The 23,280-nt window shown below is 60.0% G+C and carries 26 protein-coding genes; 16 read left to right on the forward strand and 10 right to left on the reverse strand.

What is annotated here, in order from left to right; translation table 11 throughout:
• Positions 1 to 149 precede the first annotated feature (149 nt).
• The 3 genes from IFT58_RS15690 (at position 150) to IFT58_RS15700 (ending at position 3,398) form a co-directional block, all read left to right on the forward strand.
• A complete protein-coding gene (locus IFT58_RS15690) occupies positions 150 to 1,283 on the forward strand; it encodes a DUF3883 domain-containing protein (protein WP_192095977.1) in 1,134 nt (377 codons plus the stop codon).
• Between the two features lie 566 nt (positions 1,284 to 1,849).
• On the forward strand, positions 1,850 to 2,614 hold the full coding sequence (locus IFT58_RS15695; RefSeq protein ID WP_192095979.1) for a hypothetical protein: 765 nt from the start codon (positions 1,850 to 1,852) through the stop codon (positions 2,612 to 2,614).
• A gap of 121 nt (positions 2,615 to 2,735) precedes the next feature.
• Positions 2,736 to 3,398, forward strand: a complete 663-nt coding sequence (locus IFT58_RS15700) for a hypothetical protein (protein WP_192095981.1) — start codon at positions 2,736 to 2,738, stop codon at positions 3,396 to 3,398.
• Positions 3,399 to 3,409: 11 nt separating this feature from the next.
• Here IFT58_RS15700 and IFT58_RS15705 read toward each other — a convergent pair whose 3' ends face one another.
• The 3 genes from IFT58_RS15705 to IFT58_RS15715 form a co-directional block, all read right to left on the reverse strand.
• The gene (locus tag IFT58_RS15705) at positions 3,410 to 4,846 is read right to left on the reverse strand and encodes an XVIPCD domain-containing protein (protein ID WP_192095983.1); all 1,437 of its coding nucleotides are present in this window, start codon (positions 4,844 to 4,846) and stop codon (positions 3,410 to 3,412) included.
• Entirely contained in the window at positions 4,843 to 5,619 is a 777-nt protein-coding gene (locus IFT58_RS15710; protein WP_192095985.1) for a hypothetical protein, read from the reverse strand. The genes IFT58_RS15705 and IFT58_RS15710 overlap by 4 nt, the downstream gene beginning before the upstream one ends.
• 80 nt (positions 5,620 to 5,699) lie before the next feature.
• On the reverse strand, positions 5,700 to 6,566 hold the full coding sequence (locus IFT58_RS15715) for a hypothetical protein (protein ID WP_192095987.1): 867 nt from the start codon (positions 6,564 to 6,566) through the stop codon (positions 5,700 to 5,702).
• A gap of 425 nt (positions 6,567 to 6,991) precedes the next feature.
• Between IFT58_RS15715 and IFT58_RS15720 the strand changes: the two genes are divergently transcribed.
• Entirely contained in the window at positions 6,992 to 7,633 is a 642-nt protein-coding gene (locus tag IFT58_RS15720) for a DUF1629 domain-containing protein (RefSeq protein WP_192095989.1), read from the forward strand.
• Positions 7,634 to 7,649: 16 nt separating this feature from the next.
• On the opposite strand, the gene IFT58_RS15725 is transcribed toward IFT58_RS15720, so the two are convergent.
• Positions 7,650 to 7,988 (reverse strand): hypothetical protein, encoded by a 339-nt coding sequence (locus IFT58_RS15725; RefSeq protein WP_192095991.1) that lies wholly within the window; start codon positions 7,986 to 7,988, stop codon positions 7,650 to 7,652.
• Between the two features lie 400 nt (positions 7,989 to 8,388).
• On the opposite strand from IFT58_RS15725, the gene IFT58_RS15730 reads away from it, so the two are divergent.
• The 3 genes from IFT58_RS15730 to IFT58_RS15740 all read left to right on the forward strand — a co-directional run bounded on the left by IFT58_RS15730 (position 8,389) and on the right by IFT58_RS15740 (position 10,190).
• On the forward strand, positions 8,389 to 8,853 hold the full coding sequence (locus IFT58_RS15730; protein ID WP_192095992.1) for a hypothetical protein: 465 nt from the start codon (positions 8,389 to 8,391) through the stop codon (positions 8,851 to 8,853).
• Between the two features lie 3 nt (positions 8,854 to 8,856).
• A complete protein-coding gene (locus IFT58_RS15735) occupies positions 8,857 to 9,492 on the forward strand; it encodes a DUF1629 domain-containing protein (RefSeq protein WP_192095994.1) in 636 nt (211 codons plus the stop codon).
• Positions 9,493 to 9,593: 101 nt separating this feature from the next.
• On the forward strand, positions 9,594 to 10,190 hold the full coding sequence (locus tag IFT58_RS15740) for a DUF1629 domain-containing protein (protein WP_192096082.1): 597 nt from the start codon (positions 9,594 to 9,596) through the stop codon (positions 10,188 to 10,190).
• Positions 10,191 to 10,225: 35 nt separating this feature from the next.
• Here IFT58_RS15740 and IFT58_RS15745 read toward each other — a convergent pair whose 3' ends face one another.
• From IFT58_RS15745 to IFT58_RS15755, 3 genes are all read right to left on the reverse strand, one after another.
• On the reverse strand, positions 10,226 to 10,726 hold the full coding sequence (locus tag IFT58_RS15745) for a hypothetical protein (protein WP_192095996.1): 501 nt from the start codon (positions 10,724 to 10,726) through the stop codon (positions 10,226 to 10,228).
• A gap of 229 nt (positions 10,727 to 10,955) precedes the next feature.
• On the reverse strand, positions 10,956 to 11,198 hold the full coding sequence (locus IFT58_RS15750; protein WP_192095998.1) for a hypothetical protein: 243 nt from the start codon (positions 11,196 to 11,198) through the stop codon (positions 10,956 to 10,958).
• On the reverse strand, positions 11,195 to 11,542 hold the full coding sequence (locus IFT58_RS15755; RefSeq protein WP_192096000.1) for a hypothetical protein: 348 nt from the start codon (positions 11,540 to 11,542) through the stop codon (positions 11,195 to 11,197). Before IFT58_RS15755 ends, IFT58_RS15750 begins: the two co-directional genes overlap by 4 nt.
• Before the next feature lie 516 nt (positions 11,543 to 12,058).
• Between IFT58_RS15755 and IFT58_RS15760 the strand changes: the two genes are divergently transcribed.
• From IFT58_RS15760 to IFT58_RS15790, 7 genes are all read left to right on the forward strand, one after another.
• Positions 12,059 to 12,514 carry a hypothetical protein gene (locus IFT58_RS15760; RefSeq protein ID WP_192096002.1) on the forward strand — a complete coding sequence of 152 codons (456 nt, stop codon included), beginning with the start codon at positions 12,059 to 12,061 and terminating at the stop codon, positions 12,512 to 12,514.
• A 512-nt stretch (positions 12,515 to 13,026) separates the two neighbouring features.
• The gene (locus IFT58_RS15765) at positions 13,027 to 13,374 is read left to right on the forward strand and encodes a hypothetical protein (RefSeq protein WP_192096004.1); all 348 of its coding nucleotides are present in this window, start codon (positions 13,027 to 13,029) and stop codon (positions 13,372 to 13,374) included.
• Positions 13,371 to 14,144, forward strand: a complete 774-nt coding sequence (locus tag IFT58_RS15770) for a zeta toxin family protein (RefSeq protein ID WP_192096005.1) — start codon at positions 13,371 to 13,373, stop codon at positions 14,142 to 14,144. The genes IFT58_RS15765 and IFT58_RS15770 overlap by 4 nt, the downstream gene beginning before the upstream one ends.
• Positions 14,107 to 14,352 carry a hypothetical protein gene (locus IFT58_RS15775; RefSeq protein WP_192096007.1) on the forward strand — a complete coding sequence of 82 codons (246 nt, stop codon included), beginning with the start codon at positions 14,107 to 14,109 and terminating at the stop codon, positions 14,350 to 14,352. Before IFT58_RS15770 ends, IFT58_RS15775 begins: the two co-directional genes overlap by 38 nt.
• 15 nt (positions 14,353 to 14,367) lie before the next feature.
• Complete coding sequence (locus IFT58_RS15780; RefSeq protein ID WP_192096009.1) at positions 14,368 to 14,871, forward strand: hypothetical protein; 504 nt, start codon at positions 14,368 to 14,370, stop codon at positions 14,869 to 14,871.
• Between the two features lie 175 nt (positions 14,872 to 15,046).
• Positions 15,047 to 15,547: a hypothetical protein gene (locus tag IFT58_RS15785; protein ID WP_192096011.1), complete on the forward strand. Its 501-nt coding sequence runs from the start codon at positions 15,047 to 15,049 to the stop codon at positions 15,545 to 15,547.
• Between the two features lie 10 nt (positions 15,548 to 15,557).
• A complete protein-coding gene (locus tag IFT58_RS15790; protein ID WP_192096013.1) occupies positions 15,558 to 19,367 on the forward strand; it encodes an XVIPCD domain-containing protein in 3,810 nt (1,269 codons plus the stop codon).
• A gap of 218 nt (positions 19,368 to 19,585) precedes the next feature.
• Here the strand turns inward: IFT58_RS15790 and IFT58_RS15795 are convergent, their stop codons facing one another.
• Positions 19,586 to 19,816, reverse strand: coding sequence for a hypothetical protein (locus IFT58_RS15795; protein ID WP_192082675.1), 231 nt, complete (start codon positions 19,814 to 19,816; stop codon positions 19,586 to 19,588).
• 585 nt (positions 19,817 to 20,401) lie between these two features.
• Between IFT58_RS15795 and IFT58_RS15800 the strand changes: the two genes are divergently transcribed.
• Positions 20,402 to 20,788, forward strand: coding sequence for a hypothetical protein (locus tag IFT58_RS15800; protein ID WP_192096015.1), 387 nt, complete (start codon positions 20,402 to 20,404; stop codon positions 20,786 to 20,788).
• Between the two features lie 387 nt (positions 20,789 to 21,175).
• On the opposite strand, the gene IFT58_RS15805 is transcribed toward IFT58_RS15800, so the two are convergent.
• Together IFT58_RS15805 and IFT58_RS15810 are read right to left on the reverse strand one after the other, a co-directional pair.
• Positions 21,176 to 21,406, reverse strand: a complete 231-nt coding sequence (locus tag IFT58_RS15805) for a hypothetical protein (RefSeq protein ID WP_192096017.1) — start codon at positions 21,404 to 21,406, stop codon at positions 21,176 to 21,178.
• Positions 21,407 to 21,518: 112 nt separating this feature from the next.
• Entirely contained in the window at positions 21,519 to 21,857 is a 339-nt protein-coding gene (locus tag IFT58_RS15810; RefSeq protein WP_192096019.1) for a hypothetical protein, read from the reverse strand.
• A gap of 659 nt (positions 21,858 to 22,516) precedes the next feature.
• Between IFT58_RS15810 and IFT58_RS15815 the strand changes: the two genes are divergently transcribed.
• A complete protein-coding gene (locus tag IFT58_RS15815; RefSeq protein ID WP_192096021.1) occupies positions 22,517 to 23,164 on the forward strand; it encodes a hypothetical protein in 648 nt (215 codons plus the stop codon).
• The last annotated feature ends 116 nt before the right edge of the window (positions 23,165 to 23,280 follow it).

Genomic DNA, 23,280 nt, shown 5'->3' on the forward strand with positions numbered 1-23,280 from the left:
CTGCGGTCTGGTGAGATGGGGCTTCGAGCCATGGCAAGGCCAAAATTAGGGTAGTGCCTGCATTGTGGAGCAATCTGCGTATAAGTGCACCACATAGGCTGCTCTGGAGGCGGCATACTTGCGTTCATCTGGATAAAGATCATCGACATATGGCCCGCAAGCTAGCCCTTAAGCGTCTCACCGCTTCAGATTTGACTGTTTTCCGCTGGCATTTCATCAATCGGCCCTCAGGCAACCAAAAGGCGATCAACCTGGACAAAAGCGTCTTGGTGGACAGCCTGTTCCCTGAGCTGGCCAAGCCGGGGGCGGTGCCCAACCCTCGATACAACCTTGAGCTCAGGATCTCTGGCCCGGGCCCCTGTTCGCCTCACACGTTGGTCCGCAAGATCCTTAAGCAGCAGAAGAATTGGAGGCTCAACGGTGAGTTCATCGATGGGCCAATTGATGATCCGACGAGGTACAACTACCTCGCAGCTGACGACTTTGCCTTCTTTGAGTTCCGCGGCGATCAAGTGCCGGAGGCTATTCATATGCTGCTGGTCTCGGCGGCCAATCCGCAGGACGCGCAGCTCCACCAAGTCCTCAGTCAGATCTTTGTTTCTGGCTCGATGCGAGTCATAGATGAGCACTTCATTCATGATGTGCTCGAGCGAAGTGGAGTTGCCGGCCGACACGCGCTGTCTGACTGGGCCGAGGGCGCACTGCTTGAAGAGATCGGGCTCGGCAGCGCGGCTGCCACCCTTAAACTCTACGACCGTCGTAACAGCCGTGGACTTACTCCGGAGGAGTTTCTTGAGATCCGAGGCCGCGCACAGTCAACGGGGATTTCCGGAGAACGGTACCTCAACGACTGGCTGCTGGACCGGCAGCGAAAGGGAGACTGCTATGACGTTGAGTGGACATCAAGCACAAATGCGATTGCGCCATTCGACTTCCGACTCAAAGTGCCCCCGTATGGTGTGGAACGCCGGATCGACGCGAAGTCGACCACTGGCGAATTTGAAACCCCGCTGCATATGTCACGCGCGGAGATCACTGAAGCGGTGCGAGGTGGTGTGTACTACGACATATATCGTCTCTATCGGCTGACAGAGGATGGGGCGGAGATGCGGGTTGCATACGATGTTGGGCCTGCCTTGGCCCCTATACTGGAAGCGCTCGAAGACCTTCCGCTTGGCGTCTCGGTAGATTCGGTCTCCATCGACCCGCGAATTCTTCAGTTCACCTCAGACGTCCACTATCCGCGGAACTCGGAGCTGGACGACGATGAAGTAAGTCTCTGAACTATATCGGTGCTACTTCTAAGGGACCTGATGAGCCGGGCGGAGCGCGACTTCCTCCGGCGCCAGAGGGCACGCTCTTCGAACGAATTGTGGGCCCTCTAAACCCGCCCACTACTCAAGCCAGGGGGAAAGCAGTCGGTTGCCGCTCAACTGGCGCCGCCTGACCTAGTTGCTGTGCCTGCACTTACAAGCGATATGGCTCATGCCATGCATCTCGGACACCAGCAGAAGGTAGCGCGCGAACCTCGTTTCGTCATAGTTGATCATGTCCAGGCAGGCATCCAGGGATTCGACGGATCTCGCGGGACGGTCAAATCACTACGCCCCAACCGCCGCTTTCGACCATACGCCTGCGCCATCCTGAAGCTCAATCTGTACCACGGCGGGATCTTCAGCGCTCTAACGAACGCTGCTTCTTGACATGCTCTAACACTGCCGGATTGAAGGGTGTTGGACTTTGTAGCTGAGTCTCAGAAGGTTTGGATCAACATCGAGCACAGATCATCTCATTCCATGAGACTGAACTTGGATAGCTTCTCTGATCACTCAGTCACAGTCCGCCTTCAATGAGATTTGCGAAACCAGATCACGCTGCAATCGAGGAAATCATCGGCACGTTCGAAGCATTGGCATCACTCTCCAAACACGCTCCCAAGCAGTGCGTCCCACGCTGGTTCGCCATGGCGGAGCGCGCGATGCTGTGGCTGTACCTCGTAGCAACAGCCTGCGTTATCGTGATCGCGTTGTTGTCGAGGCTGGGCCGCTACCATGAAGCGATCAACGAATGGGCACTCCCTGTTTTCATTATCTCTGCAACATCGGGGTGCTTTTTCATTATTTTAAACGTGACCTCACTCGTTATACAGATATCATCCACACATGGCAGAAGTCATGGAGCGATCTTCGATCGCATGAAACGCGAAGCGATCGAGTCTTGGGAACTCATCTCCCAGTTGCGGCAACAGCCGAAGCACCTTGTCGAATACGCATTCTCGCAGTTCAGCGCTCAGTGGGAAGCGATGAGCGTGAGAGCAAGTTTGCTCACAGGTGACTTTCTCCGCTTGGGCCTTCTGCCTGCACTCGCCGCAACAATTACTGCGGCCGCAGCTCTAGCGAAGCAAGGGTCAAACATCTATCTCTGGATGCCAATTGCAATGGTAGCAATCGGCTACATCATGGTCTTCATGGCAATGGCCTCGCGTGAGGGGGTCAGGCAATCGACCCTATCGGTGAAGTACCTGCTCACTCACTGGGACGAGATGCCGTCACCAAATCCGGAGCCACCCGCCGGCAGCTACTCTAGTGACCACCGTCTGAGCGAATGTGGATAGCGAGCGTTGAAGTCATTGGGCGCTGACTGTTTCCAAGGATGGGACGGTGAAGGTGCTGGGCTCTGGCGCTCGGCTCCCTTCACTGGCTAAGCTGCGCCAGCAGATATCAGGAGTCATCGTCATGGAAGACCTGCTCAACCGATCCGCGCTGCTCAGCCAGGCGCTCCTCTCCACCGTGGATCATCCTGCCGCTAATCATTCGACGAGGCTGCTGGCCTCAATGAATGCAGCGTTGCTGAGCCTCGAACACGCAGAAGCCCTTCGTACGCTGATGGCGGCGGGCATGGCGTCTTCGGCGGTCGCGTTGTTCCGCTGCCAGTACGAGGCATTCACGAGGTCGGTATGGATCCTGCACTGTGCAAACGACGAGCAGGTTGAGTTGCTGTCACGACCGCCGGAGGCCGGAATGAGCGAGAAGGGACTGCCGATGCTGTCGAAGATGTTGGAGGCATTCCCACAGGTCCCTTTTCTGGACAACCTGCTGCCGCACCTCATCGAACTGAAGGCATTTGGCTGGTCATCATTGAACTCATTCGTGCACGCAGGGGCGCCCGCATTGTGCCGGAGCCGCGATGGTTTCCCAACGCCCCTGGCGATCAACGTCGTCCGCATTAGCAACAATATGTCGATGCTGGCGGGGCAGCACCTCGCCATCCTTACTGGTATTCCGGATCTGCAGAAGGAAGTCCTCCGGCTCAATGAGACGTATGCCGGGTGTCTTCTGTTCGATGAAGAGAAACGCCGGGCCATCGAGGCGGCTTCACTGTCAGGGCAGTCGACCTAGTTGATGGTTGCCTACATCGACGGCAAGGAAGCACGCTGCTGTTGCTCCTGCGTACGCTGCGTTTCTGCCGCCTGCTCGTGCGCTTGGCGCTGCCCGATTGCCTCCACCTGGCTCAGACTCTCCTGCACCGGCCGCTGGGCGGCATCCGCCGTTGGCATGTGCGTACGTAGTGCGGCAGGGTCGGACATGTCACCCTGAACCACGAAGATGTTCTGTGCTGCAGGTGAAACTGCAGTTTGCTTGCTCAGCACTACATGGTCTGCGCGGGTGATGCCCGCATCCTTGGCGCTGGCCAGCAGGCTGGCCGACATGCGCTCGCTGGTTTCGTCGAAGGTGCGGCCATTGGCCTTGTCGAGTATTTCGACCTTGCTGCGGATCTCGTTAAGTAATGTTTGATCGCTTGGGCCCAGTCCTGATGCCGTGGGGGGCGCGTCGCCCACGGCACGGTCTGACTTGTCCCGCGGCTTCTGCGTGAGATCGGCAGTGTTGTTCAGCTCGATTCGACCGTACCCTTCCTTGCCGAGATCGATGATGGGAAACACCCTGGCGTTGCCGAGGTCCAATCCATTGCGTTCAAGCTGGCGAGGGTCCAAGCCCAGCTCGTGCAGGTCCACCCGGATCTCCGCAGGGGGCCTGCCGCGCCAGAGCCCTTCGTAGCCTTGTGCGATAGAGGAAATTGGTGAGGTACCGTAGTAGTTCCGGTAATCCGAATCGCCGTTGCGGCCCAGCGTCCCCGAGCCATCGTAGAAGCATCTTTCTACTGCGGGCGTCAGTCTTGGGCCATCTTGGTAGGGTCCCGTCGTCAGATCTTCGTAACCAATTCCCGCTGCCAGTTGAGGGGCGTGACCAGATCGGTCGATGCATCGCGAGGTGGAATCCTGGGCAAGCAGCCGTTCGAGTTCGGCCTCTGATGCATCAGGCGATAGGTTCCTGTTGCGACTGTTGAGAGCTCGCAGGCCGCTGATCTCAGCCAAAGCCTCTTCTCTGCGCCCGCCATCGAGGTACTTGCGTACCGGCTCGGTCAAGTCAACACGCTCGTCATAGTCCCGGTAGGCCTGCGTCATTGCCTTGCCGTAGGCAAGGTTGAAGTCAGCCAGCGCATCCTGCCGGAAAGAGGTCAGCACACCGTGCATGCCTTCGTGGCCCAGCACTTCCGTAATCAGGCCAAGGCGCGCGTTCCCGCTCCACTCGGTGAAGTTGGTGGCGCTGACGTACACAGTGCCTGGCTGGCCGTTCTGACCGGCTTCGAAGTGCCCGCCGTTATGTTCGCCATAGGAGACTCCGATCGCACCAATCCGCTTTTCAGAGGCAGCGTTGCCCAGAAGTGCATGCAGATACGGAGATTCCGCTATGGCCTGCCGAATAACGTGCTCAGCGCCCTTGGGAAGTCGAGGGTCTTGGGGCAGTTGAGAAAGCAGCGCTTCTACACGCGCATCCATGTCCTTCATGGTACATCTCCTGAAAATCGCACCTCGTAAACGCAGACTTTCGGCGACGGGGCGCCCGTGGTGTAGGTCAGCAGGTCGGCGTAGAACACTGTGCTGCCATCGGAAGAGGTGCGGCGGTACTGCTGCAGGCGGCCTCTCTGGTAAGCACGCTCGCCGCCTCGCTCATATCCGCTCGCTGCCAGGGCCTCTCCTGCAGTCGATGCAGCCCAGAAGCAGGGAGCTTGCGGGTCCTCCGTGAGCGCCTTCTTGCCGGGCCTGTAAATGGAAACGCCATGGTAGGGCGCCTTCATGCCTCGCGTAGGGCTCCCGTAGCTGGCATAGAACGCGTAGCCAACCGCCATGGGCTGATCCTTTGCTTCCCCGCCAGCCCTTCCTTCTTCGACCGGTGTCAGAGCGATCTCCATGGCTCGGCAAAACTTTTCTTCCGAGGCATCAGAGGGCTCATGCAAGGAGGCCGCGTAGGCGACAAGACGTTGCTGCAGTTCGCTTGCACTGAGCGTGCGCACAGCTGCCGGGCCGTTTGATGGCGCGCCCGCCTCTGGCTGAGACGGTGCGCTGATGGCAGTCACGTCGGACGCTGGAGCACATGCGGGCAGTACCGCGAGCAGGGCCGACAATCCTACGGCCATGAGGGCGTGAGCTGATCGTGCCGCTGTGCGGTGGGGCATCGACGTGAGCCGCGCGAAGAGCAGGGTAGGCAGGCCATTAGCCCAAGAACGTCCAACGTACATAAGCGCGTCCATTTCGATGGCCACTCCTTCATCAATGTCCATTGGGGCCAGTCTGCTCATCGTTAATCTTTGAAGTTCGATTGCGGCTTGAACGCATAACAGCGCACCAGCTCATAGCTGTGTTAACGAACCTTGTAACGGGAAAGTACGTCCCGCGCCGCATCTTCGATGGATCTCCAGTCCTTCAGCAGGACGCTGGGATAGAAAAGGGTCACCGATAGGCTGTCAGTTTGGTCCACAAGATAGTGGGAACAACTGGCAACTATGTCTGCACCATCGGATACCAGCGCTGCGCCTTTGATCTCCAGACCTTGGCGACCGTTCTGGGGCTGATCACACTTGATGAAAGTTGACAGTGTGTCGCCGCTGGAGCGGGCGACGTACCAGTCATCCTCGGTCCTGACGTTACGGACAGGTGGATTGCCTCGCTGTGCCAAGTAAGCCTTGGAATAGGCCGTCATCCGGTCCTCATCGATGACGTACGGGGTAAGCCCGAACTGCTCAGGCGCAGGCCTGCGCATGTCCAATCGATTACGAGGGTCTTGCCGCTCGATTGAACCATCTTCGGTCTTGGATTCCGTACTGGTTCTCCGTTGCAGCAAATCGTCGATGGGCACTGCATCTACGTGATCAATGGACATGCTGATCGCACGGTGATGATCGGACATTGAGCGCGTAGAGCGTGTCCCTGGAGGCGCGGCATCAAGCTCCGGCCACATCAACGTCAACCCGACCCCTCCGCCGATAGCAGGGCCGATCTGGTCATCGTAGTAGTTGGCGGGGAACGCGAACCGATGTGGTCCGATCTTGGCCTCAACGGGCTTGGTCGTATAGGTGTACCCATCAACGGTGCGGCTCTCGGCCGGATTCTCAGTCATGGCAGCTTCCTTTTCAGCCTTCTCAGACGATGGTCCCTTGGCGCATGCCGTTGTGTTGAGCCCCACGGCCAGTGCCAAGGCAATGCATCGACTGGGTGACAAGACACTCATGGGACCAATCCTTTGTGGGTCATCGCTCGGATTGTAGGGGCCGCAGCGTCAAGGACTCGGTAAGCGATCACGGTTCCTATCGTAAAGGCTGTTGGCACCGGAGCCGCGTCAACTCACCTTGTAGCGCGCCAACGCGGCCCGCACGTCGCTCTCCATCCGCTTCCAATCCGCAAGAACGGCCTGTGTGTAGGTCAGGCGGATGGAAGGAATGTCCTCCACGTCCACGACGCATGAGGGGCCTTCAACGTGTGTCTGATGGACCTCAAGCTTCCCGGCCAGCGGCCGGCACTACCTATCCCGCGCATATTTGTTCGGACCAGGTCTAGCCCTCTTCGGTCGACTATCAGTACTGGAAATGCCTCCGCCGCTCCGGTTAGCCTGCAAGGGCCCAAATCGCTCGCCGCCACATGGATTGGACGAATATCATGGCAAACATCGCCAAGAATGAACCGAGGACTGGGGAATTCTTCCAGCTGCAGCCGGATGCAAGGCGAGGTGGAAAGGGGCACGGGGTCGTCTTTGAGAACGAGCAGGCCCTATTGATGCCGCCGCGTCTCATCCTGCAGCCCAGCACGGGTGGCTTTCCGCCGCTGCGTGAGACCCCTCGCTTGGCCCATCACCCCCGCGAGGGAGTGCCTCCTGAGGATCTGGAAGGCGGGATGAGCGGCTACTGGCTCGTCTCAGAGCGCCTACGTCAGGTGATGGAGGCGGTTGATCGTGAGGCATTTGTCTTCGCGGGAACCGATTATCGCTTGGCTGATGGCTCGAAGGGACCCACCTACGTCCTTTGCGATGTGGTGCGCACCGTAGATGCCCTCGACGAGGACGCCTCCACTCTCGACCTCGTGATCAGTGAAGATTTTGAAGGAGGTAAGTACTACGGTCTTACCGGTGAGGTGCGTTTGGCCTTCAAACGGGATGTGTTGGGTTCGGCACACGTGTTCAGATTGCCGTTCCATGGCGGGGTCTTCTGCGACCGGATATTCAAGGACGCCGTAGAGGATGCAGGCATTCTCACCGCAAAGAAATCGAACGGTCTTTGGTTCTACGACATGGTCAACCGTTAAGCCGGGAACACAGGTTTCAGGAAGGAACCCGAATAGTGAGCTTCTTACGGACTGGCAAGGCAGGTGACAGCGAGGCGCCGTCTGACATCGGAGAAGACTGACCCGCTGCAACACGCGAGTCTGCCAGGGCCCGATGCTTGCCCGCCTGGTATCCGCCCCACACAGTTGCCATGCCAAGGCACGCGAGGATGATGCCCACCTGCCAGCGCGTATCACGCAGGCTGGATGCGCCCAAAAGAATCAGTGCGAAGCCAATGAAACTCACGTGGTAGGCGATGGCCAGCACCAGGAAAAGCAGGCCGAGAAGTAGCAGGACAAGGCTTAGTTTGCTACGACGGTCTGACGTATCCAGCATGGTGTTCCTCCTTGAAATCACTGACGCTGTAGAACCGGTGCGATCGGTTGGCAGCAGACGCAGCGGCAACGATGCGACATTGCGTTGGCCTGCCTTTCTCTATTGTCCGACATTACCGCGTGCCGGCCCGGTGTGCACCCTTGTCCCACTCCCGCCCCCTGACCCTGCGGTGTCACGCACGTCCCACGAGGATTGCTTATAGTCAGCCACAATCCCGCAATGGGTAGGCCAACAATGCGCCTGATGTCTTCCTGCCGCTTGCTGGGATGTGCTCTCGCCGTCGCGCTGAGCGTGGGTGCCTGCGCTAGACCGCCGTCCACCGAAGACAGTGGGAATGCCGCCAAGTCGAGTCCCCCAGACTGGTCGTAGCATCCATAGCCGCACGTACACTGATGCACCGGTGGACGCGAAGCTGGGCTCGAACACCTTCCGTAGTCGGGCCAACTACCTGGACAGCCAGATCGCGCCTTGGCCGGGCGATGGCGTGTCGCTGGTGATCGAGCGGCCGGATCTGACGCCGACGGCCCTCGGTGCCCGTTCGAGCCCGCGGACCAATGATTTCCGGAAGGAGATCTCGGCGGTCATCAACTATGTAGATCGGGCGCCCATTGAGCGCATGCTGGAAAGATATTCCTCCAACGATTCCATCACCGAGGACGGCTCCGTAGAAGAACCGGATCCGCGGGATCGCCTCGATCTGCGCAGGGCGGAAACTGAGGTGGTGGGACTTACCCCGTATGCTATCGACGAATCAAGGATGGCCGCCTACGCCAGAACGTACGAGGGCGCCTACGGTAAGGCGCCGGTTCGCAACGCTGCCTTTGAGGGCGACGGGTACGTGTCTCGGCGCACTGATGGAGAATAGACAGTGAACCAGGCTCAGCCGCAACGCGGGGAATTCTTCCTCTTGCAACCTGACACGACCCGCGGTGGTCGCGGTCACGGAGTAGTCTTCGAGAACGTCAAGACGCTGCGGACACTACCGCGAATGATCCTACGCCCGGCCAGCGGCGGCTTCCCGTCATTGAGCGAAGCACCGCGACTCGTGCACTCGCCAGAAGAGGGTGACCCGCCGCAAGACCTTGAGGGTGGGATCAGCGGCTACTGGATGGTTTCGGAAAGACTCCAGCGGGTCCTCTCGCAGGTAGACCCTGATGGCTTCGCGTTCGTTGCGGCTGACTATCGCCTCAGTGAGGGTAAGAAGGGGCCGCCCTACTACTTGTGTGACGTCATCCGCGAGCTTGATGCGCTGGATGAAGCGTCTTCGAAGCTGACAATAGAACTGAGCGACGAGTTCCCTGCTGGCAAGTTTTATGACCTGACCGGCGGCAGCAGTCTGATATTTCGGAGAGATGCCGTGGGCGCGGCACATGTGTTCAGGACCCCGTACTCGGGGCGCCTCGTCTTCTGTGATCGCCATCTGCGCGATGCCATCATCGACGCAGGCATGGGGACAGAAAAGGAAACATATGGCGTATGGTTTACCGATGCGGCAGATATTTGAAGTCGCAGAGTCCAGGCTGTAGCAAGGTCCATACGCCAGTAGAGGAGACCGACCGCATGAAGCGAAAAGGCACGCACCCGTTTGCTGAAGGCGTGTTCTTCATGTTCGGGCCAGAATCAGAAAGCAACAGAGGTTTTCGCGGTGCGCGCCTTGAGAACATTCAGCAACTTCAGACATCCCCGCGACTGATCCTACGGCCAGATGCGGGGGGATTTCCGCCACTCAGCGAAGTGCCGCGTGTGGTATTCGATCCGTCTGAAGGACCTGTGCCTCGAGACCTGGAAGGCGGCTTCAGTGGTTACTGGCTGGTGTCTGAGCGGCTCCAGCGGGCGATGTCAGCAATAGATTCTGAAGCGTTCGCTTTCGTTGAATGCGAAGTCCGTCTGGCCGACGGATCAAAGGGGCCGAGCCGCTTTTTGTGCGATGTCGTGCGGGAGGTGGACGCGCTCGACGAAGCGGCTTCCCAGCTCAGGATCAAGGTCGATGATGACTACGTCCGGGGCAAGTTCTACTCCTTGGGAGGTGGGGCGAGGCTCGTGTTCAAGCGCGACGCGCTGGCGGGTGCGCATGTGTTCTTGACGCCGTTCAACCCTTCCGCGTTCTGCGACAGAAACTTCCGAAGTGCTGTCCAAGCCGCTGGTATCTCGATGGACGCAGGAGTGAGTGGCATCTCCTTCGTGGATGTGACTGATATCTGATTCAACGATCAACGCCCAGCCGCGTCTGGCCGAGGTCAATCGGGGCGTCCGAGGATCAACAGTTCGGCCAATATCGGCGTGTCACCGCCGGGCAATAGGGCTTGATCAGACGGCGATATGCCGATCGCGGTGAGCGCCGCCTGCGAGGTAAAGATGATCTCTCGCATGTCTTCATCGCTGAGGGATCTTTCGGTGACCGCATGACAAACGGCCAGCGAGAACCTGCGCAGGAAGGAGAGATCGTCCTCGTCGCTTTGCAGATCTTTCTTGAACGTGAGTATGTGTTCCAGCGTGACCGCATGGGACATATCGATGGTGTAAACCCATTCGCGCTTGTCGTTCTCCCGCACAAGCCAGTTTGAGCCGCCGCTCAACCCCATGAAGCCGAACTCGGCTTCTCCGCGGTAGAGAAGGAACTCATACTGCGCCGGATCACTGCCGTCCGGCAGGGGACCTTGGACTCTCACTACATGAATCCGGATACTTCGATCATCAGCGGGTTCGCGCAGGCATCGGGGTTGGAAGTAGGTAGGCATGGATCTTTGGCTGAGAGGAGTGAATGGATGATCTCATCAACGTCCTTGGGGAGTCGCGAGGGCTGGGTTCCAAGGTGGGCACCCACCGTCCGCTGGCGAAGTAGCGCACCAGCGTGGCATCAAACGCAGCCAGCCACGCCGGCTGCAGGGGCGCTGTAGCAGACACTCAAATCACCTCTATCCGCAACCGGATACCCAGCGCCCGCATCGCGCCCAGCACGCTGTCCAGCTACAGCGGCCGGTTGCCGCTCAACTGCCGGCGCATGACTTCGCTGCTGTGCCCGCATTCGCGCGCGATATGGCTCATGCCATGCAGTTCGGACACCAGCAGCAGGGAGCGCGCGAACGTGGTTTCATCGTAGTTGGCCATGTTCAAGCGGGCATCCAGGTACTCGGCCATCTCGGCTGCACGCAGGTTGCTGACACGCGCATTGGCGAAGCCGCCGTCCGGCCCGCTCAAGACCGGCTTCACATGGCATCCGCCGATGACCGCACCAGTTCCCGTCCGGAGATGATCAGCCCTTCGACGAGGTACTCGCCGAAGCCATTATCGGGCTGGCCCTGCTGCCGGCCGACATGCACCGAGTGCAGCACTTCGAAGATCGAGGCCAGCGCCTGCAGGGTACGGATCGGCACGGCGACATCGGCGGTACGCTGAGGCTCCCGGTGGCAGCCGCTGCCTTCTTTCGGTGTAACCGCTGCCGGCTCTGGCACCACGCGCAGGTGCATCACGCGATGTTCGTTGGTGCGTGAGGTTTCGAACTCTTCAAGCCTCCGCTCAAGGCGCTCGATGAAGTAGGGCGGGACGTCGATCATCCGATCGCCCATCAGGGCGTACAGACGCTTTGCGCTAAGAGGGTAGTGCGAATCCATCGGCTTACCTCACAAGGCTTGAGGCCACCTGCGCCGAGGCGCGAGGTGGCGGGCGATGCGGGTTGGCATACCGGGCGACCAGATCAAAAAGACCTGCGGATCAGGGATCCCCCACATCGCCCGCCGTAAAACCGACGTGCGATGCAGTGCATTCTCCGCCGTGCCCAAAGGGCAAAACAGAGTCAAAGATCCAGTGCGCTTGCAGGATGCCAATCCCGGCTGACGCTCTTCGTCGCCAGCGCGTCCATACCGGCCATGGCCGAATCTGGAAAAGTGACAGTGCATGGCTCTACTTAGGCTACGCAAGGGTGATCCCGGCTCATGGGCGGCCGAGGCTCACTGCAACGGCCTATTGCGAACGTAGCGGTGGCCCGTCGCGGCACGCGGCCTCACATTATTTTTGCAACTCATCCCCCGGCCGTTGCTAAGTTCGCCCCATAGCCACCCAAGGAACCTGCGATGACCCGGACGTCCACCCTGGCCCTGCTCGCCCTCTGCCTCAGCCCCGCCTTGGCCTTAGCCCAATCTGATCGCCAAGTCGCCGAGAATATGGTCACCCGCGCCGCCAACGTATGCCCCGGCCACAGCGCCGAGCGCACCGCGCCGACAGTGAAGAGGGTGCCGGTTGGCGCACTGCGCGTCATGATCGACCGCGGCCTGGTGATGTGCCCGGACCGGCGCCTGGATGCCTCCGCCCCGGCCGTGTTCTATGGCCGCGTGGGCGTGTTCGCCTGGAACCCGGACGCCGCTGACGCAGCGGCGGTGATCGTCAGCAAGATCGGTGAGATGACACGTAAGGACGACTACCCGGTCGAGACGCTGGTCTGGGACGCCAAGGGCAATGCGTTGACCCAGCAGACCGTGCCGGCGTTCGAGGCGCGCCCGGGCGCGGCGGTGCTTTACAAGCTGCGCTGAGGTGGGAAAGGTTGGGGTGCCGCAATGGGCGGCATAGCTCAACGCGTTTAACTCTATTCAAGGAGGAAGCATGCCACTCAACTTCCAGTCACGCGGGGGCGCTGCCTACGATGCCACCAGTGGCATCACCATTCCCGAACCACGCACCCTTCCCATGACGATGCCGGATGGCAGCCCGGGAACGGAGTACCAATACGCGTTCTATCAGAACGGTCGACGGATTGGCGGCTTGGGGGTGTGGGGTCACAACACGACGATCAACCTTGGAGGGCGGGACGTGAGCCTGCTCGGTCCAACTTGGCCCCTGTAGAGTTTGAACGGCGCTACGCGCAAAGCGGCTCATGAATGTCTACGGAAGTCTGGCCGGTCCAGATCCCGTAATTTCTAGGCTGGGCATAGCCCTGAGCTCATGACGCCTGACGCCTGACGCCTGACGCGAGTGGCCGTCCTCAGGAAATGGTCGCCATGCAATACTGAGATATGCACAAACATCGATGATAAGGAGACGCATCATGTCCGTCCTGCCCCCGCCAGTCCCCTCACGTCTCGTTGAGATGCTCAGCGGATATCCGGAGCACGTCGAGCGGCTCCGAGAAGTGCTTAGTGGAGTGCTTGAGTATCCGCCATCAGTTACGCCGCGGGCTGAGCGCGCGGTTCTCGCGCTGGAAGGGCGGTTGGAAGCATTTTCCTCGGAGGCGAGAAGAGAGCTTGAGGCCGCCACTGCCAGTGGAGACGCAAGCGCGGTAGTTCAGGCCGAGGCGAAGGACAAGGTGATGTCTCGGTTGTTGTGGAGGGAGGCCTGGGCCTACGATGACGATCTCTGGAGCTACTTCGAAATGCGCGCGGATGCGCCCGAATGAGCAGCGCGTCAGACTTGCTGAGTAAGGAAGATCATGAGCGAATCTTCCGTGAGCGGATCATGCCAGAGGAGCGGCTTGCCGCGGCCACCTCTCTCGATAGCCCGAAGGCAATCATCCTTGGTGGGCAGCCCGGTGCTGGCAAGGGAGGCCTAGCAAGATCGGCAAGTAGCGAGTTGCGCGGCGATGTCATCGCTATCGATCCTGACGCGTTGCGTGAGTTCCACCCATATATCGATAGGTTCCGTGAGCAGAACCCGTATCAGTGGTCCGGTCGAACTCATATGGATGCAAGTGGATGGGCAGATGAGGCCCTTGGTGCAGCATCTGATGCAAAGAAAAATCTCATCTTCGATACAACTCTCAGCAACGGAGAATGGGCTTCGGACTCCCTGATCAAGGGTCTGCAAGAGAAGGGCTATCAGGTCGAGGTAAGAGTAGTTGCCTCGCCTAAGCTGGAGAGCGAGCTTGGGGTTGACCAGCGATTCACGGACAGCTTGGATAGGGATGGCTTCGGCCGACACGTCCCGCAAGCAGCGCGTGATGCCATCTACGAGAAGACACCCGCTAGCCTGGATTTCATCCACACTCGTACGAACGTACCTATTCGCATATTCAACCGCGAGGGAGAGCAACTATACGACAGCCGCACAGACTCGGAACTACGTCGAAAAGGACGGGCAGCGGGAGTGGGTCTTCACGTTCCATCTTGGTACAGAGAAGCTTCTCAGGGCCATGTTCGAGTTCAAGGCCGTTTTTCATGCGGATGGTGAAGATTTCGAGTTTCTTTGCAAGCTGGCTCAAGGCTTGGTATTAGCTTATGCCGGCCGTACGGACAACGAGGATGCCCTTCGTTACACTGCTGCTACGACGTTCGAAGCCCTCTCCGCAGCGAGCGTTTTCATCTCTGGCGAGACTCGAGTTCTGGATGACGGAATAGTCATCCTTGCTGAGGCTCTCGTTCCCAAGCATGCGGGTTGAGGTGGAGAACGACACATGGCACTTAATTTTCAAGCGCGTGAAGGGTCTTCATATGACCCTGCCAGCGGGATAAGCATCCCTGAGCCTCGGATTCTGCCGGTCGAGCTGCCAGACGGTACGCAAGGAACTGAGTACCAGTTCGGGCTCTATCAAAATGGCGAGCGCATAGGCGAGCTGGGCTTTTCAGGTCCTGATGAAATCATAGAGTCAGATGGGTGGCGTGAGCATGTCTTCTTTTTCGACCTAGGCCATGATTGGCTGATCGAAGATATGCTGGCATTGAAAAGGAAGATTGCTAATTCGGACGGCGACTATTCGTACCTCCAGCAGTTCTCTCGAGGGCTGGTGCTCGCGTACGCCAGGCAGACAAACAACAAAGAGAACTTATGCTATGTCGTCACCACTACATCAGAGGCGCTGGCGAGCTGCGGAGTGGTGATTTCAGGCGAGAATCCAATTTTGGCCGATGGTGCCGTAGTCCTCGCTGAGGTCTCCATCCCAGCGCGCCTTGCCAGGTGACACATGTATGCGGATCAGCTTTGACACAGGGAAGGCTTGCGCTACATAGCAACCAGCTCGCTAGAGGCGCTCATGAGGTCCCGTGCCCTCACGTGGGACGAAGGCACCGTTTCGCGAGAGGGTAAGATAGTGCTTGCTTGGGTGCACTTTGCAGAAAATAATCTGAGGAAAAGGCATGGCGGTTAATTTTATCCCTAGAGAACGTTCCGCCTTCGATGTGGAGAGTGGGATATCTATCTTGCTTCCGCGCGTGCTTCCTTCTGATCAGTCGGAGCCGGGCGGGTCCATCGAATATCAATACACGTTCAGACGCAACGGAGAGCCAGTGGGCGGGCTTGGTATGTTTGGCGATCAGCGAGTAGACGGCACGTCGAATCGCCCGGTGTGGACGTATACCGTGAACCTTAGTCCGCCTTGGGTATTGCGCGACATTCTTCGAATGAAGTCCCTCTTCGGAAGCATCGAGCCGGACTTCACTTTTCTGCAGAGCATCGCGCACGGGCTTGTGGCTGCATTCGCGGGGCAGACGACCAATACGGTAGACCTGCGGTATGTAGCTTTAGCAAGCTCTGAATCCCTGATCGGCGAAGGGTTATCTGATATCCAAATCTCAGGTGTGCCGAACGAGGGTGAGGTCATTCTGGCAGAAGTTTTTGTGCCGGCGCACATTCTCTGAGGATCCAGGGATGGCCAAATTTGAATTTTCCGACTTTGCCAAGACGACGCTAAGTGCCGCAAAGAATAAGGCTGACCGCAGCCTCATTTCGGAACAGAACTTGAAGGTGGTTGTTGACTACCTCCAATCGCCGGGGTCCGGGCCAGATGCTACGTCGAGCTACGCAGATTATCTGGAAGAAAAATTGCGGAGCCATCCTCCTGAGCTTGCCCGGGGAGTCGACTATGTCGCGTTCTCCGGCAGAGATGGTTCGAACGTTTCGAATTACCGAAATGCTTTGGATTACAAGAGTGATGTCGGTGGAGCTGCCGGGATCATTGGTGACACGCATTGGGGGAAATTAATACAGGATATTGACGACTCGCCTTCGCAGCACCCTGATTTCAAGGTGATGGAACGCAAGCTCGCGGAATTCATGACGGCGTTGGATGTAGAGCCCCTGGGGACCCACGCCGCCGCCCTCCAAGACATCATGTGGAACGCAGGCAGCCCCGAATACTTCAAGAACGCCATCGCTACCGGCAAGCCACTGCTCGCCTTTGTCGAAAACGCACCACCCAACCGCGGCTTCAGCAACTTCGAACTCACCACCGCGCTCGAGCACCCGGACGTTCGCATCAACGGCTACCCGGTCAGCGCCTTTGGGCCTGATCCGCGTGCCTTCGTGAGCAAGTCTGCTGCGGAATACCAGGCCTTGGAGCGCACCATCTCGCAGCAGGCCACCATCAACAGCGGCCATGCGGTCGACGTCGCCCACGTGCGCCGGCATCTCACGCCTATCGAAGGATGGGACGCAGTCAACAAGACGCTCTTCAGCCGGCCCGTGGATGAGTTCCATTCATTGAACCTGGCCGACATGACGCGCGCCCGCGCTGACTGGGTTGCTGCGCGTCCACAGATGGCAACGGGCCCTCGCCTTTACGCTGACGTAGCCGAGTTAACACCGCACGCACCGGGGCAACCGGGAGCGCCGCGCGGGCCACCGGGCGCCGCTGCTGCTGCCGAGATCGCAGGCGACGCCTCGCAGACTGCGCGCGTAAGCCCGGGCATGAAGGTGGCCGGCGTCGCCGGTTTTGCGCTGCTGGCGCACGACTTCGCTACATCAGGTCACAAGTGGGTGGAGTTGAACGCGCAGGGCAATGCGGCAGGGGCCGATTCCACGGCCGCGCACTTCATCGGACGCAACGTCGGCGGCGCGGTAGGCGGCTTCGTTGCCGGCGCGGGCGTTGGCCTCGCCACAGGGTCCTGGACCGGACCCGGCGCGTTGGCGACGGGCATCGGCGGGGGCGCGGTGGGTGCGATCCTTGGCGAGCGCTGGGCCGACCAGAAGGACATCGACCGCATCTACACCCAGATCGATCCCATGGGCCGCGCGTGGACCCGCGATCCGGCCGATGCAGAGGGCCGGTGGCTTCGCGCCGCGCATCAGCAACAGGTGCAGAGCAGCGACACGGGAACGGGCGTGGAAGTGCGTCCCGTGCAGACGGCACAGGGCGATGACGTTACCTTCCGCGCCAGTTATGTGGCCTCCGGCACGCTGGAGCGCCAGTTGAACTGGCAGGCGGCCCGAGCATCCTACGAACTGGGGCTCGCCACGCCGCCCACCCCGCAGGATCCGTACCGGCTCAGTGCCAGCGCTGCGGATCAGCCGCCGCGCGGCCCGTTCGAGAGTGGACGGACGTTTGTTCGCGACCCGCAGTCGAGCGACTGGACGCTGGAGATCAAGGAGACGCTTGACGGCCGCATCGCTGTTACCCGGAACGAGCCAGTCTCGCCCGAGCGTGCGCTAGTGCTGGATGAGCAAGCGCGGACCGTGATCGCACAGAATGCAGCCAATACACCGGCCGCCATGGCCGCGCGCTACATGGTGGCGCATGCGCAGCAGCGCTGGAGCGACTTTGGCGACTCCGACAATCCATCAATACCCAATGCGATCCAGAGAGCACGCGATAGTGCCGATACGCTGAAGGCAAGTGACGGTGCCGACTACACCCGTCAGGTAGATGGACGGTGGGTCAACGAGGGTCGGCTGTACGATACTGCGGCGAACCGAAACCTCACCGAAGAACTGGATGTGACCTGGCGCAGCCAGAACGCCGGCGTCGACGATATGACGATGATGGCGGAAGGCATCCGGTCCAAGCTGGAACTCGCCCCTGAAGGCATACGCGGGCAGGTGGCTGCTCTTTACGAGAAGCATGGCATTGAGCGCAGCGAAGCGCAGTTGGCTGTCACGTCGGCAGCGGTGGAACAGAACCTAGCCAGCAACGGTCGCCAACCGTACGTCGTGCTGGAACTGATGCCCGATCCGCGTACGCACGCGCCAAGTGCGGAAAGCGCGATTGCCGCCTTCAGTGACGCCGGTGGAAACCGGATGGTGCTCACGGCCACCACGACGTTTGAGGACATTGCAAAATTCCAAGCGTCTCAGCAGCAGGCTTCTGCGCCTGTGCGGGCGACTGGGCCCGTTCCTACGTTGGACACGGTAAGTGTGCGCCCCGACCAGCAGGCGCCCATCCACGACGCGCCGGAGCTGCGGATCGAGGCCCTGTCACCCCAGGAGCAGGACGCCCACCGCCAGGCGCTTCACGAAGCAAACCGCCAAGGTGCCTCCACCACTGAGGCTCAACAGGCAGCAGTCGTTGCAGCGCATATGGCGAATGGCTCGCCCACCGACACAGTGCGCGCGCAAACCACGGAACAGGACGGCACACGCGAGCGTGATACGGGCCGCAACCCGGGGCCGGCCGTGCAACCGGCTCCCATGCCGACCGGGTATGCCGCAGGCACGGCTACAGCGGGCACAGTGGCCGCCGCGACGGCGCCTGCTCCCGTCGTGGCACCAGCACCCAGGCCGACGTCAGCAGAAGTGCCGACGCAGACGGAGACACAGCGTGCCGCGCCGTCGACACCTGCAGCAGACCCCTCGGAGCGCCAGCGTCAGGAAGCCACCTCTGCCCAGCGACGCGAGGAGGCCGCTCGGGAGCACACGTCGGCGCGCCCTGCGGCGATTCCCACAGCGATGCATGATCCGTTGACGCAGGCGCGTCGTGAAGAGATGCAGCAAGAAGGCGACGCGGGTAGGTCAGAGATGCCAGGTCCAGTTCAGGCCAAGGCTCTGGCGGACGCTGAAGCCATTCGACAGACCGTTCGGGACCGCGCGCCACCGCCTTTTGCACACGCCGCGCTGGACGGCGAACGCACGCTGCCAGCCGACGGGAGCATCCGCGTTGCATCCACTCGGCCACAGGACCCCACTGGCATGGCTGCCGCAACGGCGATGCAGGCAAGGGAACGTGCGGGGCGGTCTGAGTACGTACCGATGCCGCCCGAGCCCATTGCCCATGACGCGATGCCTAAGCCTGAGGTTGCTCACGTTGAGCGCAAAGGCCCTGAACAGTTGGATCGTAGAGATTTCGAGCTCTATCAGCAGGTTCGACAGGGCGTGGCAGCCCTGGACACGAAGCACGGCCGTAGCTTTGATGAGACCAGTGAGCGCATGAGTGCCAGCCTGTTGGTTCTGGCCAAGGACAACGATTTGTCGCGGGTGGACCATGTGCTGCTGAGCAACGCAACTGAGCGCAATCCTGCTGGCCACACCCTGTACGTGGTGCAAGGCGAGCCGAGCGACCCGGCGCACCTGCGCGCCAGCATGCCGACCGCGCAAGCCGCCATGGCCCCGGTAGCCGAATCCATGCAGCAGTTTGCTGTGGTGAGCCAGCATGCGGAGCAGCGTGCGATATCACAGCAACTGGACCAGCAGGCGGAGACCGAGCGGATGCAGCAGGGGATACAGGCGCGAACTCAGGGGATGGGGTGACGGTGTGTGCTGGATATGTTCACGACCCGTGACTCAGACAGCCGGAGCCTAGTGTGATGAATCACAAGCAGACAAGGTCAACACTGAAGCGTCCGTTCCACGAGGTAGCCAAGCTCACTGAGGCCGTTTTATGGATGTGCCATGGCACGTCTCCCTTCGGTCACTGTGCTTTTGAACGCTGGACGGTCTGCAACGTTGCAAAAGACGAAGGCGCTCCGCTAGCCAGCGAGGTACTTCCACGCAATAGCCCCAATCACCATGATCGCGCCCAGAATGGCCAACCCCTTTCTCGCGCTCCAGGTTCCCCAGGCGGAAAATAAGAACCCGATACAAGCGACAAGGTTGTGCAGGCTCATGCCATAAAATACGAAATCAATTGCATTCACGATGGCAAGCACGATCAGCAGGCCAAGCAGCACCTTGTTGGGTTTGGGAGAAGCTGAGTTCATCGGGTCGATCCCTTATCAATCATGTCGTTCCGTCTACTTGGATATTATGGATTTGAGGCTGATGTAACAACGGATGCTTCGTCGCTTCGCCAGTGGCCACGCAACTCTCAGCGCCCCCAGCCTAACCAGTCCATTCGTTCCACGCCCGCATCCTCACGCCCAATACCGAAGTAGCGGCGAAGCGCTTCACGAACGTCGCCAGCAATGCATCATCCACATCGCTACACATCAGCGCGCACCTCACGGCGCCGCAACCTCGAGCCGGATCTGCAATCCTGGTACCCGCGTCACCCTCAGCAGGGTGCACATATTCGCCCCGCGTGCGGACTGGAGCTGCCGGCGCCGGGGCAGCGTTGTCATCCGCCGCATGCACGCGATACGCGCCGCACTACCCAATAGACTCCTAGGTATCCACTGGCCAGCGGAGACGCTTGAGGAACCGGAAAATGGTCCACGGCCGCTTCTGAAGAGTGGAGCGTGATCCGACGCTGTGCCGAATCGGAGCATGCCCCGATTGCCTATTGGAAAAGACTTGGGTTAAAACAAGCGCAGACTCGTTGTGAGTGGCCATAGGAAAGGACATCCATGAATGACATCGATGAAACCGAAGCGCTGTTCGATTCCCAGCTGATCATCGGTCCGACCATACTTGCTGGGAGTCCGCTGCTTCGCCATCTGCATGCGGTGGGTGAGTTTGACATCGACGCTCAAGAAAATTGGCTCTACCTGCCCATTGACCAGGCCTTTGCAGACAAACTGGGCTGCTCACGCTATGCAAAAGAACCGATTGATCCTTACACGCAGGGCATGCTCCAGCAATTGTCCGCACTGGAGGCCTCGCCAGACGGGCGAGGAGCGCTTGAAGGGGACCTGGGTTCTACCGTTCGGACCGTGCATGCCATAAGGCGGCTGCAGGATACGGTGAAAGTGGCGTTGATCAATGGAGATCTGGTCGTGGCCTATAGCCACTGAGGCCTATTGGCGTCCACTTGACGATAGCCAGCCATATCGTAAATGGCGCCCTGTTGATCCCTCCGCGGATCATCCTGCAAGGGTTCCCCTGATCAACAGCTCGGGCAGTATCGGTTTGTCACCGCTGGGCTACATGGCTTGTTCGCAGAACTCCTTCAGATAGTCTTGGAAGTACGTGGCCGTCTTCTTTTCATCAACGATATAGACGTTTATTACGAACTGAGGAGGCTTCGGAATACCTTGACGGAACATTGAGCGCGCGTCCTGCAGAAACCGATGTTATGGGTTTGTCGCGCACGCAACAATGGACGGAATGACCAAGGCGGTGGCCGAACGGCCACGTCCGCATTCCAATACGCAGCTGATATCCGATCACCGCCCGCCCCCTCACCGCATGACGCGCCCGATACTCCACCAGTCCAGCGGACCCAGATCGTAGTCCTCCGCGAATGCCATCGCGGCCTGATCCGCCGGCAGATCAGCGTGTCGCTGCAGCACAATGCCGTCCGCCCCGGCATCTTCGCAGGTGGTCGCGTAGGACCGTTGAAGCGTCTGGTCAAATTCGGCCAGCCATGCATTGCCGGTCAGGCGGCTCGTCGGATCGTTGCCTCTGATCATGGGGGAGGGAGCTCCGGCAAGCAGGGGCTGGCTGCAGTGCACTGCATACCGGTCGATGGGTCAGCGCGCTTTAGTCCCTGAGAACGGCAGCGGGTCGGTCATAGGTATGCGCTCAGCGGCCATCGAGCTGTCGTCCTGCGGATGCCTTGATCAGCTCCCGCCCCGCCACCAGCAGTCCATCCACCAGGTGCTCACCCAGCAGCGTGGTGGTGTCGCCATCGCGTCGCGCGATATGCTCGGCATGCAGGATCTCCAGCGCCGCATCCAACGCCTGCATCACGCGGATCGGCACGGCGACTTTGCCCACGCGCTCCAGCTCTGCGGCGGGGTCTGCATCCGGTGCGGGTAGAGACGGCACCAGGGTCAGGTGGGTCAGTCGCGCACTGGCGGGATGCTCGGTGGCGTACTGCTGCAGGCGGCGTTCCAGCGTCTCGATGAACTTCTGCGGCACGTCGTGAATATGCTCGCCCAGCAAGGAGGCAAGGCGCGCGGAGCTGAGGGGATGATCGGTAGTCAACGGCAGGACCTCGCAGTGAGGCCACCTGCGCCGAGGCGGCAACAGGTGGCGGGCGATGCGGGTTGCCATACCGGCAGGATTGATCATTAACCGGCGGATCAGGGATCCCCCGCATCGCCTGCCATGAAACCGGTAGGCGATGCAGTGCATTCTCCGCCGTGCCCCGCAGGGCAGAACAGAGTCAACGATCAATCCATAGGCAGGATGGCAATCCCGGCTGCAGCCCCGTGGCTCCAGCGTGGTCATCGTGCGCAGCCGTAAGTGCCTGCGTCCATGAGGAAAACTGCGAAGTGCGGTGTCAGGCATGCGGTCGCCGCCCGTTCACCAGCGACATGCCAACGCCCGCAACGCAGCGCCAAGCAGCACTCCTGCCCGCGACGCTCGCGTCAGCATGACGGGCAAGGTGCGACGCACACCCGTTTACCCCATGGGTAGAGCCGACTTCAGTCGGCTAGAACCAACCACCACCCCGATACCCCGCACCCACCTTTCCTCACCCGACGCTGAGCCCGATCCCCTATGCTCGCATTGGTAACGAAACCGACGGTGTCGCCTACAGGCGGCAGCCCGCCTTCTGACAGGGATTCAGTGCGATGAACCGGACAAGAAGATTGCTGCAATTCAGTGCGCTGACTGTCGCGTTTGCAGCATTGATGGGCTGCGGCGACAACGCACCGACGACAGACGTTGCCCTGGTGCCTGTGCTGACCGAAGCGGAAGCCAACGCGCGCACCACGGTACCGCTGACGCGAACGATTTCGCTTGAGAAGCCCGGGGTCGTTGCGGATTTTGAGTTCGACTTGCCGCCGCCCGGTGAGCTCTCAGGCCCCTCTCTGGTGATCGGAATTCGGATCAGCGAGCAGACTCCCAAAGCCATCGTGGCCCGTTCAAGTTTGATCGTGCGGGAAGGCGTTCCTTCCCGTGTCCGGTTGCAGCGAGTGGACGGTGAGCGGAGAACGGATGTGCTTCTTCGTCGTACTGCGAGCGATCCTCAAACGCGAATAGAGATCAGTGCAGACGGCTTCACGCCGGGCGTAGTGCCGCACAGTGTCGGACCTGCGATGCTGCGCGGTGCTGGCCTGCTCAAGCAGGGCGGGCTATATCAGGAACTGGCTCTAGCGTACGCAGGACGGCCTGCGCCTGGCCGGTACCATCTCCGGGTAGAACTGCTGGAAGATCGCCCGCTTCTGAAGGACGGACGCACGGAACTCATTCTCGCCTACGATGGAATCTCAAAGTAACCATGGACAGCAATGATCGCTACACATTAACCGTCTACGTTGCCGCGCCAGGAACTCCATTGGCGGACCCGGATAGGCCAGGCACATCGCACGGTACGTCACGCACGGGGCACATG

It is taken from the genome of Stenotrophomonas sp. CFBP 13718, from assembly GCF_014842145.1.
Lineage (GTDB): Bacteria > Pseudomonadota > Gammaproteobacteria > Xanthomonadales > Xanthomonadaceae > Stenotrophomonas.